This window comes from Actinomadura sp. HBU206391 (assembly GCF_014323665.1).
Classification (GTDB): domain Bacteria; phylum Actinomycetota; class Actinomycetes; order Streptosporangiales; family Streptosporangiaceae; genus Actinomadura_C.
In genome coordinates this window covers 1-14,973 of the sequence record NZ_JABVEB010000012.1, presented here as the reverse complement: position 1 = coordinate 14,973, position 14,973 = coordinate 1, and the positions used below count along the sequence as shown (strand labels likewise).

The window sequence follows — 14,973 nt, the reverse complement described above, 5'->3', positions numbered from 1 at the left end:
TCAGTCGCTCCTTTCGATGCACATCATCGAGTGCTGAAAACAATGGCCGGAGATAGTTCCTCGTGCACTCATCCCGAGAGAGGCAGATATCGACGGCGAGCATCGCGATAACGCAAGGTAGATACGACCTTATTCCTCGGCCCAGTGGTCCGACCAGGGCCCAAAGGCCCAAACCGTGCCACTTGGCATTAGTCACATCAATGAGCCTTAAGGCCCTGGCCGATTCCACAGCACCGGCTTAACCTGTCTCGGTGATCAAGTGTCAGCCTGACTGCGGTGAATCCGCGATCTCCTATCTGGCGCTTGTGGTCCTGATCGGCGCTATTACGGCCTCCTTAGCGGGCTCAGGCGTCGCCACTGAGCTCGCGACCGGGATCGATACCGCGCTCTGCCGGCTCACCTCCGGCGAGGGATGCGGCGGAAGGACCTCGCAGCAGGCGCTCGACTCCGCCGTTCCGAAGGCGGCGCCCGCCTCGAGACCCAGGACCCTCGTGACGCGGCCCGCGCAGCCCCTCTCGCCCGACGCCCAATGGCCTCCCGTCGAGCGGGCACTGAACGAGACCCCGCTCGGACGGCAGACACTGGCCTGGGCACGCGAGAACGCCGTTCAGATCTTCTTCGATGAATTGCGCGGCTCCTTCTATGACGACAACTCCAACACGATCACGCTGGAGTACTCCGGGCTGCCGTCCCATGAGATCGCCGGTACCGTCGTGCACGAGGTCCAGCACGCCAGGAACCGCCACGCCCCCGACTGGAGGACGATGGGACGCGACGAGTTCGTCAGCGCGTCAATCGAGGAGGAGGCCACGGCCTATGCGATAGCGGCCAAGGCCAACCGCCAGCTGCAGAGCGTCCGGCCGCCGAAGACCGTGCCGGACAAGATGTATCAGCGTCTGTTCGAGAGCACTTATGAGCACGCCGTCGAGCGGGAGAACAAGGCCCGCGAGAAGATGGGACGGCCACCTGTGACCCCGTTGGAGCGGTACCTGATCGGCACGGCTGCCGGCATCCGGCGGATCAAGAAGGCGATCATGACCGGTGAGGCGGTGGACGGGCTGAAGAAGGGGGCTTCGAAGATATATGCGAAGAACTACTCCCATGACTGGGAACACGAAAGAGAGATAGCCCGCCTGCCGCTGAATTGACGGCGGGCGGGCGTACCGCGGGGAAGGGCGCCGAGCCCCGGCCGAGACGGCCCGGCCGGGGCTCGGCGTTCGCGCGCCTCAGGCCTTCGGGGTGTCCTGGCCCTTCCGGACGATGCCCAGCTTGGAGCCGAGCCAGACGACCGGGTCGTACCGGCGGCCGACCACCCGTTCTTTCATCGGGATCAGCGCGTTGTCAGTGATCTTGATGTGCTCCGGGCACACCTCTGTGCAGCACTTGGTGATGTTGCACAGCCCGAGCCCGAAGTCCTCCTGCGCGATCTCGCGCCGGTCGGCCACGTCGGCCGGGTGCATCTCCAGCTCGGCCACCCGCATGAGGAAGCGCGGCCCGGCGAACTCCGGCTTGTTCTCCTCATGGTCGCGGATGACGTGGCAGACGTTGTTGCACAGGAAGCACTCGATGCACTTGCGGAACTCCTGCGAGCGCTCGACGTCCTGCTGCTTCATCCTGAACTCGCCCGGCTTGACGTCACCCGGGTCGAACGAGGGGACCTGCCGCGCCTTCTCGTAGTTGAAGCTGACGTCGGTGACCAGGTCGCGGATCACCGGGAAGGTGCGGACCGGCGTCACCGTCACCGTCTCGTCCTGGGCGAACGTCGACATGCGGGTCATGCAGAGCAGCCGTGGCATGCCGTTGATCTCGGCCGAGCACGATCCGCACTTGCCGGCCTTGCAGTTCCAGCGCACTGCGAGGTCGGGCGCCTGCGTCGCCTGGACCCGGTGAATGATGTCGAGGACGACCTCGCCCTCGTTGACCTCGACGCTGAAGTCCTGCAGCGCTCCCTCGCCCCCGTCACCGCGCCAGATCCGGAACTTCGCCTCGTAGCTCATGCGTCCTGCTCCTTGGGCAGCTCGTCCTCGGTGAGGTACTTCTTCAGCTCGTCGGTCTCAAAGAGGGCGATCAGGTCCTCGCGCATCGGCTCGCCGGGCTTTCGCTGCAGCTCGACCGACTCGCCGGCCAGCCGGCAGATCAGGTTGACCTTGCGCCATTCGGCCGACATCCCCGGATGATCGTCGCGGGTGTGCCCGCCACGGCTCTCCTGGCGCTCCAGCGCCGCCCTGGCGATGCACTCGGACACCAGCAGCATGTTCCGCAGGTCGAGTGCGAGGTGCCAGCCCGGGTGATAGCCCCGGCCGCCCTCGACCGACACCGCGGCCACCCGCTGACGCAGCTTCACCAGGGCCTCGAGCGCCTCCTCGAGCTCCTCCTCCTTGCGGATGATGCCGACGAGATCGTTCATCGTCTGCTGGAGCTCGGCGTGCACGGCGTAGGGATTCTCGCCGCCTTCGCGCTCGAAGGGGGCGAGGGCCTCCGCCGACGCGGCGGCGACGTCGTCCTCTGACACGACAGGCCGATCCTCGCCAAGCGCGTCGACGTACTCCGAAGCGCCGGAACCGGCACGCCGCCCGAAGACCAGCAGGTCGGTGAGCGAGTTCCCGCCGAGACGGTTGGAGCCGTGCATACCACCCGAGCACTCCCCCGCGGCGAACAGCCCGGGGACCGCCGCGGCTCCGGTGTCGGCGTCGACCTCCACCCCGCCCATGACGTAATGGCAGGTCGGGCCCACCTCCATGGGCTCAGCGGTGATGTCGACGTCGGCCAGCTCCTTGAACTGGTGATGCATCGACGGCAGCCGGCGGATGATCTCGTCGGCCGGCATCCGGGTCGACACGTCGAGGAAGACGCCGCCGTGCGGCGATCCGCGTCCGGCCTTCACCTCGGAGTTGATCGCCCTGGCCACCTCGTCCCGAGGCAGCAGCTCGGGCGGGCGCCGGTTGTTGTCCGCGTCGGTGTACCAGCGGTCGCCCTCCTCCTCGGTGGTGGCGTACTGGTTCTTGAAGACGTCCGGCACGTAGTCGAACATGAACCGCTTGCCCTCGGAGTTGCGCAGCACCCCGCCGTCGCCACGGACCGACTCGGTGACGAGAATGCCCTTCACCGAAGGCGGCCAGACCATCCCGGTGGGGTGGAACTGCACGAACTCCATGTTGAGCAGGGTCGCGCCGGACAGCAGCGCGAGCGCGTGGCCGTCGCCGGTGTACTCCCAGGAGTTCGACGTGACCTTGAAGGCCTTGCCGATGCCGCCGGTGGCCAGCACTACCGCGGGCGCCTCCATCACCACGAACTTGCCGGTCTCGCGCACGTAGGCGAAGACTCCGGCGATCTTGTCACCGTCCTTCAGCAGCCGGGTGACCGTGGTCTCGGCCCACACCTTGATGCGGGCGTCGTAGTCGCCGAACTCGGCGTGGTCCTCCTGCTGCAGGGCGACGATCTTCTGCTGGGTCGTGCGGATCAGTTCCAGGCCGGTGCGGTCGCCCACGTGCGCGAGGCGGGGATACTCGTGGCCGCCGAAGTTGCGCTGGCTGATCTTGCCGTCCTTCGTACGGTCGAACAGCGCGCCCCACGCCTCGAGCTCCCAGACCCGGTCCGGCGCCTCCTTGGCGTGCAGTTCCGCCATCCGCCAGTTGTTCAGGAACTTCCCCCCGCGCATCGTGTCGCGGAAGTGCACCTTCCAGTTGTCATTGGCGTTGACGTTGCCCATGGCGGCGGCGGCGCCGCCCTCGGCCATCACCGTGTGCGCCTTGCCGAAGAGCGACTTCGAGATGATCGCCGTCTTCTTGCCCTGCATCCGGGCCTCGATGGCGGCACGCAGTCCCGCGCCGCCCGCACCGATGACGACGACGTCGTACTGGTGCCTTTCGATGTCGGTCATCATGACCCCTAGTTGAAGATTCGCAAGTCGGAGATCGCACCGCCGGACACCAGCGCGACATAGAGGTCCGCGACCACCAGCGAGCCCAGCGTGATCAGCGCGAAGAGCCCGTGCTTCTCGTTGAGCTTCGAGACCTGGGTCCACGCCCAGTAGCGGACGGGGTGCTTGGAGAAGTTCTTGAGCCGACCGCCCACGACGTGCCGGCACGAGTGGCACGACAGGGTGTAGGCCCACAACAGGATCACGTTGGTGACCAGGATCAGCGTGCCCAGCCCGATGCCGAATCCGCCGTCCTTGCCGTGGAATGCCTTGATCGCGTCCCAGGTGTTGATGAGCGAGATCAGGAACGCCGCCGCCCAGAAGTAGCGGTGCAGGTTCTGCCCGATCAGCGGAAAACGCCGTTCACCGGTGTACTTGGCGTGCGGCTCGCGCACGGCGCATGCCTGTGGCGCCGCCCAGAACGAGCGGTAGTAGGCCTTCCGGTAGTAATAGCACGTCAACCGGAAGAGGAGGAGGAACGGCAGAGAGATCGCCGCGAAGGGGACGAAGAACGGCAGTTTCGGAAGGAACGTGCCGAACTCGGCCGCCTCCGGAACGCAACTCTCACTCACGCACGGTGAGTAGAAGGGCGTCAGATAGTGGTACTCCTCCACCCAGTACCACTTGCCCATCATCGCTCGCACGGTGGCGTAGACCACCCAGCTCGTGAAGATCACAAAGGTGATGATCGGCGTCTTGCGCCAGTTGTCCGTACGGAGCGTGCGCTCCTTGATCTGGGCTCGATCCTTGGTGATCGGCGCCTGCACAGCGCTCATTTCTCGCGCTCCTGTGCCTGGGTCATCGGGGACCTTTCCACTTACCGCAGGGGACGCCGCACCAGCAACGCCTTGGGTCATCCGAGGGTGACGCACAGCCTGCCGTCGTCGCGCCGCGGCTACAAGCCGTACACATGTTCGTAACAGGCCAACGTTAGGGCACTAGCCTGTCACTGTGACACGGACAACAGACAGGTCAGGAGTGTGAACCTGGCCACAGGCACGCGATGGCGGCGAGATCGTCTCGACCATTCATGCACTGGGGCATCACAGATCGAAGAACGGCTCACCGACCCGTCGCGGCTTGGGCCCACAGTGGGCCCGCCTGGGCCCAACACGGGGCCCAAAACCGGGCCCAGCAGGACCCACGGATAAGACCTACTCCCCGGCCCGGACTGGGCCTGCTTCAGGGCCCTGTAGGGCCCAACTCCGGCCCATCTCTAGGCCCTTTCTCTGGGCCCTCCTTGGGCCCGAGGTGTGTCTTCTCACCGCCCGGCTCGCGAGCGCGAGCCGACGGTCAGGGCACCGATCGTCGCGCCGCCGAGCGTCGCGACCTCGTACAACACGGCCCCGCCCCACGATCCCTGCGCTGCCGCGGGAAGCCCGGCGAGCAGCGTCGCCGCCGCGACCGGGCCCAGCAGGGCCCAGGGCAGCCGCGGAACGTCGAGGGGTAGCCGGCCGGCGCTGATCCGTCCCGCGGCCGCGGCGGACGCCGTGATGACGGCGGTGCCGCCGATGCCTGCCGTCCAGGAGAACCCGTCGCCGAGAACGGCGTCAGGGGCCGCCACCACCAGCGCCAGGGTGAGCACCAGCAGCAGCACGAGGGCCAGCAGCATGACGAGCGCGCCCCAGGCGACCGCCCTGGCGACGCTCACTCCGCCACCCGGAAGGTGGCGAGGACCTTCGGCAGACCGACGGCGTCGAAGTCCGCGCGGATCGCACGCACGGTGAAGTCGAGCATCGTGCCCTTGCCGGTCAACGCGTAGACGTCCACGCTGCGGATCTCGACCTGCGCCCCGTCCGGCGCCTGCTCGCCGTACACCGCCTCGACCGCACGCGCCTCACGCGCACCGTGAACCCGGGTCGGCTTCTCACTGAGGATCCGGCGGCCGCCGACGAGACTGAGGGCTCTGGCCTGGACCAGCATGTCCTTCATCGATCCCTGGAACCCGTCGCGACGGGACACGATGACCTGCCCGCGAACCGTCCCGTTCACGCCCTGCTCGCCGTTGACTCCGATGAGGGGAACGCCGCGCTCGTCCACCGTGCGGGCCACCGTCCACTGCCGCGGGTGGGCGAAGGTGTAACCGTCACCGCGGTATTCCGTGAAACCCGGCGGAGTCCCGGGTGGAGCGTCACGCCAAGAGCACCCCGACGGCAGCACCGCCGCGATGGCGCAGACGACCGCCGCCAATCGGCCCCACGCGGCCACCCCTGCCTCCCGCACACCTGCGACCCCACTCGCCCCGTTCCGCTGCGGAACGGCCGGCGGCGACACGAGCCATCGGACCCAACGGGAAGATCGTAAGTCGGCCGGGGGACGGTGCCGCGACCGATCGCCGACTGTTCACCGGACCGTCGTCCATCGCTCGCCGAGACGCCATGGGGTTCAGCCGCCGGACACTCAGTACCTGACGGCCGCCCCGCTCCGATACCGGCGGCCCGCGGCCCAGCGCACGCCCATCGCGGCGCCGCCCGCCGCGGCGACGACCGGCAGAAGGACTCCGGGCACCGGTGGAATCCCCTCCACCGGGTGCAGACTGGCCAGCAGCGAGACCGTCGCCGGCCCGGCCGCGGCCAGTGCGTAGCGCGGCAAGCCCTCGGTCACCCCGGCACGGCGCAGCCGGGGCGCAGCCAGCCGCCCGGCGAGCGTCCCGACGAGCAGTTGTACGAACACCGCGGCTACGGCGGATGCCCAGAAGAAACCGTCCGACAGCGCGAACTCGGTGGCGGTCCCGCTCACGATGACCACGACGACGACGGCGACGGTCACTCCGGCCAGTGCCACGCCCACGGTCAGTCCCACCGCCGCCGCGACCCTCCGGCGGTCGGTCCCTCGCTTGCTCATCCCTGTCCTCTCTCCACGGGTCTCACCTGGAACGACGCGAGCACCTCCGGAAGGCGGGCGGTGGCGGCGCCGCCCTCCGGTGCGCGGACGACGAAGTCCAGCAGTGTCCTGTCCTCGGTCAGCACATAGATGTCGATGATCTGCAGCTGAGCCGGCTGGCCCCCACTCGTCCTGACGGGCTGAACGGCCTCGAACCGATGCGCCCGCTCGGCTCCGCTGACCTTCACCTCACGGTCGACACTGACCTTGCGGCCCGACATGACGCTCAGTGCGCGATACTGCCCCAGCTGTTCCTCGAACGGGAGCTTGGCGGGCCTCTCCCGGCCCACCGACACCTGGCCCAGTGAGACCCCGGGCGTGACGTCCGGACCATCGATGTGGAGCAGCTGGTGCCCGCGCTCGTCGGTGGCGCGCCGAAGCGTCCATCCGGCCGGGTAGGCGAACGTGTACCCCTCACCCCGGTATCGGACGAAACCGGCCGGGGTGGCTCTTTCGGGGTCGCCCGCGAAGCAGCCGGCCAGCACCGCCGCACACGCCACCGCGGCCGCCAGCGTCCGCACCCTCATCGTCATCTGTATCGCCGTACCTGTCACAGACCGCATTTTTCCCACGGCACCCATCCGACGTCCGGCTTGAAGTATTGGGCGCTCGTCGCCTTGCTGCTTCCGCCCTCCCACTCGAAGCTCATTGCGCCGATGCCGGCGTTCAGGTTGGGATTGGCCGTGGTCACCTCGTAGTCATAGTCGACCTTGCCCATGGTCCCAAGTCCCTTGTCGAAGAGCTCGTCCAAGAGGAAGGGGGCGACGATGGTTCCCCCCGCGCCCTGCCCCGCCTGCCTCAGGACCAGCGAGAGGGCGCCCATCTGCTTCGGATCGGTGAGGTCCAGCGTCTTCGTGGTCCGCCACCGGACGCCGTCCATGGAGTTCTGGTACCAAAAGCCCAGAGGACCCACGCTGATGTCGCCTCGCAAATGCCACGAGCCCTGTACATCGTCGAGCTGTACGAAGCTCACCGGCTTTCCGTTCTTGTCGACGGTGAGGCCGTACCATCGCGAAATCGTCCCCCGGAGGCCCACCCCGACGCCGCTGTCGGTCGCCAGCCCCCTGCGCAGGCCATCAGGGAACTTAATGGGTGTCCCGAGCTGCTTGCTCAGTTGCTGTTCCATCCAGTCCATGGCCTTGTTCAGGTTCGCAGTCGTCTTCTTATCGAGTCCGAGAGCCTTGAGCGCCCTCTCGATGTCGATCTCCAGCGACTCCATGAGCTGGTCACTGCCCTGGAGGTAGTAGGTGGTCTCCCCCGTGTCGTTGTCCTTCCAGACGCCGCCCGAAGCGGTTCCCCAGTCCTTGCCCACGATCGAGAACGGCAGTTTGCCGAGCGCGACGTCATTGAACCCGCCGAACCACAGGCCGCCGTCGTAGACCTCCTGGGAGGGCTTGCGATCAGGTTCCTTACCGCCCCAGAACTCGTCAACGCCGTCACCGAACATCCAACTGCCGAGCCGGACGACCGCACCGCTGATGGGATTGGTCCGGACCGCGAGTTTGAACCAGTTCCCGAGGCGGTAGTCCTTCAACTGCTCGTAGAAGTCCCTGGCCTGTTTCTCGTCGGTGAAGTTGTAGATCTCGGTGTTGGAGCCCGCGATCGCCGCCCAGATGCCGGCCTTGAACTTGTTCTCACCCGGGGTGCCGACACCGGCGTCCGACCACCCCATGTCCCAGACCTGCCAGAGATCGGGCTTGCCGTTGCCCTGGACATAGCGCCGGAGGGTGATCTGACCGCCCCCATCGGTCAGAATGTCGACGCGCTTCAATCTGGCCGAGGTGGTGTTCTCCAAGTACTCGTAATCGATGTCGGTCAGGCAGTTGGCCGTGGGCATGTCCGGATCGACCGCGACGAGAGGAGGGGGCTTGTCCCCGGCGGGCTCGCATTCCTTCTGAAGCCCGCCCGCCTGCCCGACCCTGCAGATCGCCTTCTCGATACCGGACCGGACACCGCCCGCGGCCGGTGACACCGCGATGGCCCCGGCCAGAACGGCGATGAGTAGCAGGACCACGAGGTAGTCGGTGGCTCCGGCACCACGCTCACTACCCCGCCACCAGCGCGCTGGCTTCGCGACCATTTTCCACACAGAACGCATGCTTACACGCACGTGAACTGTGGGGATGAGCCCATAGGCCCAAAATCGGACCTAATGGACTTAAGGGCCCAAAGAGTTCACATGCTGTTAACATGTGGTGACAACTGCTTAAACAGTGTTCTGCTCACCACACCTCGCAACGTTCTCATATGTGATGATTCCCCTGTCGCAGCGACTGAATGTTGTCCATCGACACCATTGCGTGCGGGCACTCTCGTGCCCTATGTGGACCAGAGCCATGGCGGTCAACCGTGGCAGGCGGTCCATGGCACCCACCCCTTCCCGCTCTCCCAGATCTCGGCGCCGGAGAGCCTGTTGTCCTCCACTTCGAGCTTCAGCTCGCCGAGGACGCTGCCGCGTCTGCTCGCCGCGTTTCCGCTGATCTTGACGTTGCCCGCATCCGAGTCGTAGCTCTGCCGGGTCGTGGTGCCGGCCGCCTCGAACCGCTCCCGCAGCCGGTCCGCGGCCGGCGTCAGCTCCGCGCCGACTCCCAGCGGCGCGTACAGGCCGAAGTCCTGTACGGCCCGCAGGTTCGCAGAGTCGTTCAGTCCGAGGGTGCTCTGCTCGATGGTCCGATGGCCTCCGAGCGGCACCAGCAGGTTGCCGGCGACCTCTTTGCGCTGGTTCTTCGTGCTCACCTTGTCCGCGAGGCGCCCGTACCAGTTCAGCTGAGTGTCCACGAGCTTGGTGAACCTCACCGGATCACCGTTGCGGTCCATGGTGACCTGGTACGTGATCGTTCCCTTGGCCTTGGCGGTCACCCCGAGGTCCGGCCAGTTCTTCTTCAAGTGCTCGCGCATCTTCGCCGGAAGCCTGAACCCGGCACCGAACTTCTTCGCCGCCAGCTTCTCGAGTTCGTCGATCCCCTCGTTCACCTTGCCGTTGAACCGATTGCGCACACTCGGCGGCAGGAGCGTTCCAAGGTCGATGATGATCGAGGGCTCCACCTCTCCCGAGTCCCTGACCGTGAACGTGGACTCCCCGTTGGCGGCATGGCGGACTCCGAGCAGACGCCAACCGCGCATCCCGAGCGATCCGCCCACCTTCAAGATGTTCATCTTCCCGGTGAAGCCTCCGGTCGGCCCCGCCTCGAGCGACCATTCCTTTCTCGGCGGCAGCGGATCGCCCTCAAGCACCTTCTCGATGTCATCGCCCACCCACGGCAGGTGCTTGGCGAGACCCACCAGCGGGCCGGTCACCGGATGCGAGCTGATGACCGCATCGCCGAACTGCCTAAGACGTTTCTCCGCATATTCCCACGGGAAACCGGTGGCCTCCTTCTCGCTGTCGAACTCGTAGGTGTCGCCCAGCGTGAGGTTGCCACCGATCCAGATCCCGGCCGGAAGCTCGAGCTTTCTCGGGTCGATGCCGAGCGGGTCATCGGACTCGAGCTGCGTTTCGGGCACTCCCGGCGTCGCCGCCGACAGCTCACCCCAACCATAGATCTGGACCTGCCACTTGTCCGGCTGGCCCGGTTTCACGATCTTGCGGATCTGATAACCGATCCGGCTGCCGCCCCGGACGTCGATATAGCGAACCGGAATGGTGGCCGTCAGTTCGCCGTAGTCGTTCTCGATGCTCCCATAGCAGGGATTCTCCGGTCGCAGCACCACTGGCTGCCCGGGCGGCAACGCGGGATCAGGCCCCACCGGCTCACAACGCTCGACCAGCCCGCCATTCTTTCCGACCTCACATACGGCCGCTGATACGTAACGGGCGACACCACCCCCGACCCCGGACAGATGAAGGGCAGCGGCAATTATCGCAATGAAGAGCACGACAGCCAGGTACTCGACCGGTCCGGCGCCACGGTCAGCGGGGATCCGCCCGTTCACCGCCACGCGCGTGAAAAGGAACACGCCAGGAGGTTGACACGGCACTCAGGCGTTGCGGATGGGCCCGAGGGCCCAACCCCAGGCCCAACCCGGAACTGCTTTCTTCGCAGGTCAGAGGCTATTTCCCTACTCTTCACCCGACGGTCGCCCGGCCGTCGGTCAGGCCTGAAACCTGGGCCGGAAGACCCATCTGATCCGCGGTCGAGCACTTGGCGCCGACCCCCGCCGTTCCAACCGCGGAGCACCGTGCCGCACGGTCTCCGGCCCGCGGCGTACGCCCGCCTGTTGCACTCTCTCAAGCCATTCCAAATGACGAGAGTCGCCGCAATTCACAGGTCTTCAAGGCAGGAAATGCCGCAAGTGACCGAACCGCAAGAGACGACCATAATCGCCGCACAAAATGCGGCCTTACACATAATGGTGGGCCTGGCCGTGCGCCGTCAGAAACGCGCTGCCCATGACGACGGGACCGCCGGCGATCCGTCTGGCGTCCGGCGGCCCCACCCCGGCGGGTTACTCCTTGCCGAACCGGGCGAGCGGGCGGGTGAAGCCCACGACATTGCGACCGGCGTAGGACTTCGGCCTGATCGGCCCGCAGTTGGTGCAGCTGGCCTCGACGGCGATCTTCTTCGCCGGGTCGACCACCAGCGCGACGTGCCCAGGGCTGTTCGGGCCGTTGTTCGGCCCCGAGCTGAAGAAGACGAGGTCCCCAGGCTGCTCGCTCCCCGCGGGGACCTGGACGCCGAACGGCCATTGGCCGAACGTCGTGCGAGGGATGGAGACACCGGCCGACAGATAGGCGGCGTAGATGATTCCAGAGCAGTCGTAGCCGCCCTCGGCGTCGGACTCGCCACCCCACACGTACGGCATCCCGACCTTCGAATACGCGAAGGCGATGATCTTCTTCACCAGGTCAGAGGCGTTCTCGGGCAGCGGCGGGAGCTCACCGTTCCAGTTCGAGTAGTTGTCGGGCATGGGAATGCCCGTGTAAGGAGTGGAGTCCTCCTTGGCGACCAGGCGGATTTTGAAGACCGGGATGATTTGCGAGCGTGGGATGGTCCGGCCTATCTCCCACACGGTCTTGCCGTCACACTTCAGTTCCACCGGAATCGCGTCGCCCTCGGGCTCCTCGCCCGGGGGGAGTGGCGCCGGGTCATTGACGACCTGGTACCGGAATTTGCAAGTCGGCATCTTCAACTGGGCGATCGCGGTCGCCGTCCCCCTGCCTTCGGGGATCCCCACGTTGCCCTCGTTGTCGGTGCAGATATTGCGTTTGTGCGCGAGGTCGTCCCGCTCCTTCGCCGTGAGCTTGTCCGGGTCCTTGATGACGCAGTCCTTGGTCTGCACACTGGCCTTCATGGTGTAACCCATGCTGCCGGAGACCTTCACCTTTCCGGCGAGGTCCGCGTGGTTGCGGTTGGCGTACGTCCGCGCGGCCTTGTTGTAGACGGGGTCGTCCACGTCGTTGTCAGGAACGACCATCCACAGCCCGATACCGGGCATACGGCCGTCCTGCGCCAGGCTCACGGCCTCGTCCCGCAACGGCGTCAACGCACCGATGGCGGCCGCGTCCGCCGCCGTCTGTGCCTTCGTCCGCATGTCATTGGCCTGGGCGACCTGGACGGCCATCAGCGTCAGAGCGAACGCGCACACCATCGCCATGAGCATGATGATCTGCGTCGAACCTTTGTCGCGCCCGGCATCCCGATAACGCGCCAGTCTCATTACCCCACCGCCGCAGACTCGAACCAGAATAGACCCGTTGCGACACTAGAGCACGCCGGTAATTTCGCACAGGGCCCTAGGGCCCAATTCCGGCCTCAAGCAGGTGGGACCCCGAATTCACCGCGTGACCACGGGCGGAGTTCACCTGGTTTACGGTGGCATCGTGACAGGGTTGATTGCCACCGAGCGACCACGAACCCAGCCGAGTTCCCCTCCGTCCCGCCCCTTCCTGTGGGGACCGTGGCTCCTCGTCCTCGGCTGGGCGTCCCAAGTGATCGTTCGGCTGATCCTCTCGCAGTGGCAGGACGCACCGATCATCTTTCCGGACGAGAGCGGCTACCTCGTGGCCGCCCGCTGGCTGGCCGGCGGGCCGGTCGCCGACCTGTCCGGCTCCACGCTCTACCAGGGCGGTTATTCCCTGCTACTGGTTCCGGCGTATCTGTTCGGCAGCGACCCCGAGGTCGTCTACCGGGGCGCCCGCATCATCACCGCACTGGTCAGTGCCGGCATCTTCCCGTTGGCCTACTTCATGCTGGTGCGCTGCGGCTTGCGCAGTCTGCACGCTTATCCCCTGGCGTGGGCGGCGGCCCTCATCCCGGCCTCCACGTTCTTCGGGCTCACCGCGCTGGCCGACGGTGTGCTACCCGTGGTCATGTTGGGGTGGCTGCTCGCCATGGACCGATTCGTACGCCATGAGACCCCGACGGCCGCGGCACTGGTCGGCGCGCTCGCCGGTTATGCCCTTGCGGTGCATTTGAGGGGTTCGGTCGTCGTCGCGGTGACGGGCCTGGTCATGGCCGCCTATCTGGTGAGGGGTCGGGCAAGGCCCTCCGCCTTGCTGGGCTTGGCGATCATCGCAGGCACGTCCGCAGCCGCGCTCACACTCAACTCTCGCCTGGCGGATGCGCTGTACCCGGACGGCCCACTGGACCTCAGCGCTGTTCTGCGGGCGCACCTGTCCGCTTTCGATGGACAGATGTGGGCCATATCGGGTGGAGTCGGGCAGGTCTGGGCGATGACCGCAGGCACTTGGGGGCTTGGAGCGCTGGGGCTGATCACGGTAGTGACGGTGCTGTTCCGTGGCCGCACGCCTCGGGAGGACCGCATCATGGTCGGCGTCCTCCTCCTGGTCACGATCGGTACGGCCTACGCGTCCACGGCCGCACTGCCCGACGAGCACCGCGTCGGCAACTTCGCCTACGGCCGGTATCTCGCCGGCCTGGCCCTCGTGTACATGCTCATCGGCCTGGCCGTGGTGGTGCGGAAGAAGGCGGGCGGACGAGAGATCCTCGCTGCCGTCGCCCTGATCTGCGGAGCCGCGCTCTGGGTCGCCGTCTATGCGGGAAGCCGCCTGCGTACCCATGACTTCATCGGCTGGGACTTCCCCGAGGTAGGTCTGCTCGGCGGCAGCTACGACAAACTGCGGATGCCCGTCACCACGGCGGTCGCGTGCGCCCTGCTGGTCATGTGGTGGGGACTTCGGCGCTGGGGGGTCCAGAAGTTGTTCACCGCGCTGCTCGTGGTCAACCTCTGCGCCATGACCGTACTGATCGGCGTTCTGGCCGCGCCACGCGCGAAACCGATTCCGTCCATTCCCGGCGGCCCGACGGGCGGGGTCGTGCTCGACCGCCGATTGCTCACCGAAGTGCACGTTCCCTCGCTGGTCGTCTCCCGGATCGCCTTCGCGGTCTCGTGGACGAAGGCCGAGTGGTTCGACTCGCGACAAGGCCCCCCCGGGCCAGGGGTGTGCGCGGCCGTCGTCGTCTGGCCCGCCGGCATCCTGGCCCAGGACACCTGGCCGGAGCGCCCACCCGGCTGGCAGTTCAAACGAGCCCAGGGCAACGGGACCTGGTGGGTCATCTGGTACGACCCGGCCTGTCCGTCCGCCCGATGAGGTGAGCGCGGAATGCCGCCCATCGGACCGCCACGCGTCAGGGCGGCAGGCCGTTTGTGGGCCGTTGGGCCACAGGGCCCAGACCAAGGCCCAAGCTCGGGCCCAAATCCGACAGACCGAACGGCCGGAGTTCGAAGGCGCGCCGGCCTTCGGACATTCGCCTGCGCGGGACCGCTCGGGGAATTCGCCGGCCGAGCCCGCATCCTGATCCCCTCCTGCCATAGCGTTACGAAGAGGTCCTAGTGCGTTCCCTTCTCAGACCACGCTTGTCGGCCGACGCAGAGGACGCGACGGGGGACGATCGTCCGGAAGCACCCGGCAATAGGTTCGGGGCCCTGCTCTCCCTGCCCTCCCCCGGCGTCGCGGCGCTGTTCACCGTCGCGATCGGGGTCGGCGCCTGGCTCGTCCAACTCGGCTCGCTCATCGACAACTCGTTCCTCTGGCATCTCAAGACCGGGCACTGGATCCTGGAGCACGGGATTCCGAGGCGCGACCTCTACTCCTTCACCGCATCGGGTGAGCCATGGGTGTCGCAGTCATGGCTGGCCGAGGTTTGCTATGCCTGGCTCGATCGTGTTTTCGGTCCCGTGGGCATCAGGCTGATGCGCGGATTCACTGG

General features: G+C 66.7%; 13 protein-coding genes. 3 read left to right on the top strand and 10 right to left on the bottom strand.

All coding sequences use genetic code 11. The annotated features are described in order from the left end of the window. The first annotated feature begins 251 nt into the window (after positions 1 to 251). Positions 252 to 1,148 carry a hypothetical protein gene (locus HKK72_RS07605; RefSeq protein WP_187233544.1) on the top strand — a complete coding sequence of 299 codons (897 nt, stop codon included), beginning with the start codon at positions 252 to 254 and terminating at the stop codon, positions 1,146 to 1,148. A gap of 78 nt (positions 1,149 to 1,226) precedes the next feature. Here the strand turns inward: HKK72_RS07605 and HKK72_RS07600 are convergent, their stop codons facing one another. The 10 genes from HKK72_RS07600 to HKK72_RS07555 form a co-directional block, all read right to left on the bottom strand. Then, positions 1,227 to 1,997, bottom strand: coding sequence for a succinate dehydrogenase/fumarate reductase iron-sulfur subunit (locus HKK72_RS07600; protein ID WP_187233543.1), 771 nt, complete (start codon positions 1,995 to 1,997; stop codon positions 1,227 to 1,229). Next, positions 1,994 to 3,880 carry a fumarate reductase/succinate dehydrogenase flavoprotein subunit gene (locus tag HKK72_RS07595; protein WP_187233612.1) on the bottom strand — a complete coding sequence of 629 codons (1,887 nt, stop codon included), beginning with the start codon at positions 3,878 to 3,880 and terminating at the stop codon, positions 1,994 to 1,996. The genes HKK72_RS07600 and HKK72_RS07595 overlap by 4 nt, the downstream gene beginning before the upstream one ends. Before the next feature lie 8 nt (positions 3,881 to 3,888). After that, positions 3,889 to 4,695, bottom strand: coding sequence for a hypothetical protein (locus tag HKK72_RS07590; RefSeq protein ID WP_187233542.1), 807 nt, complete (start codon positions 4,693 to 4,695; stop codon positions 3,889 to 3,891). A 485-nt stretch (positions 4,696 to 5,180) separates the two neighbouring features. After that, a complete protein-coding gene (locus tag HKK72_RS07585; RefSeq protein ID WP_187233541.1) occupies positions 5,181 to 5,570 on the bottom strand; it encodes a hypothetical protein in 390 nt (129 codons plus the stop codon). Continuing rightward, complete coding sequence (locus HKK72_RS07580; RefSeq protein ID WP_187233540.1) at positions 5,567 to 6,142, bottom strand: hypothetical protein; 576 nt, start codon at positions 6,140 to 6,142, stop codon at positions 5,567 to 5,569. The genes HKK72_RS07585 and HKK72_RS07580 overlap by 4 nt, the downstream gene beginning before the upstream one ends. Before the next feature lie 177 nt (positions 6,143 to 6,319). Next, positions 6,320 to 6,763 carry a hypothetical protein gene (locus HKK72_RS07575; protein ID WP_187233539.1) on the bottom strand — a complete coding sequence of 148 codons (444 nt, stop codon included), beginning with the start codon at positions 6,761 to 6,763 and terminating at the stop codon, positions 6,320 to 6,322. Further along, entirely contained in the window at positions 6,760 to 7,335 is a 576-nt protein-coding gene (locus HKK72_RS07570; RefSeq protein ID WP_187233538.1) for a hypothetical protein, read from the bottom strand. The genes HKK72_RS07575 and HKK72_RS07570 overlap by 4 nt, the downstream gene beginning before the upstream one ends. A gap of 17 nt (positions 7,336 to 7,352) precedes the next feature. Further along, complete coding sequence (locus tag HKK72_RS07565; RefSeq protein ID WP_187233537.1) at positions 7,353 to 8,882, bottom strand: hypothetical protein; 1,530 nt, start codon at positions 8,880 to 8,882, stop codon at positions 7,353 to 7,355. A gap of 263 nt (positions 8,883 to 9,145) precedes the next feature. Continuing rightward, entirely contained in the window at positions 9,146 to 10,549 is a 1,404-nt protein-coding gene (locus HKK72_RS07560; protein WP_187233536.1) for a hypothetical protein, read from the bottom strand. Positions 10,550 to 11,248: 699 nt separating this feature from the next. After that, a complete protein-coding gene (locus tag HKK72_RS07555) occupies positions 11,249 to 12,460 on the bottom strand; it encodes a C40 family peptidase (RefSeq protein ID WP_261986629.1) in 1,212 nt (403 codons plus the stop codon). A gap of 163 nt (positions 12,461 to 12,623) precedes the next feature. Here HKK72_RS07555 and HKK72_RS07550 point away from each other — a divergent pair, with 163 nt between their 5' ends. Together HKK72_RS07550 and HKK72_RS07545 are read left to right on the top strand one after the other, a co-directional pair. Continuing rightward, a complete protein-coding gene (locus HKK72_RS07550; protein WP_187233535.1) occupies positions 12,624 to 14,354 on the top strand; it encodes a hypothetical protein in 1,731 nt (576 codons plus the stop codon). 266 nt (positions 14,355 to 14,620) lie between these two features. Then, positions 14,621 to 14,973: hypothetical protein (locus tag HKK72_RS07545; protein ID WP_222720464.1), on the top strand; the 353-nt coding region annotated here is incomplete at its 3' end.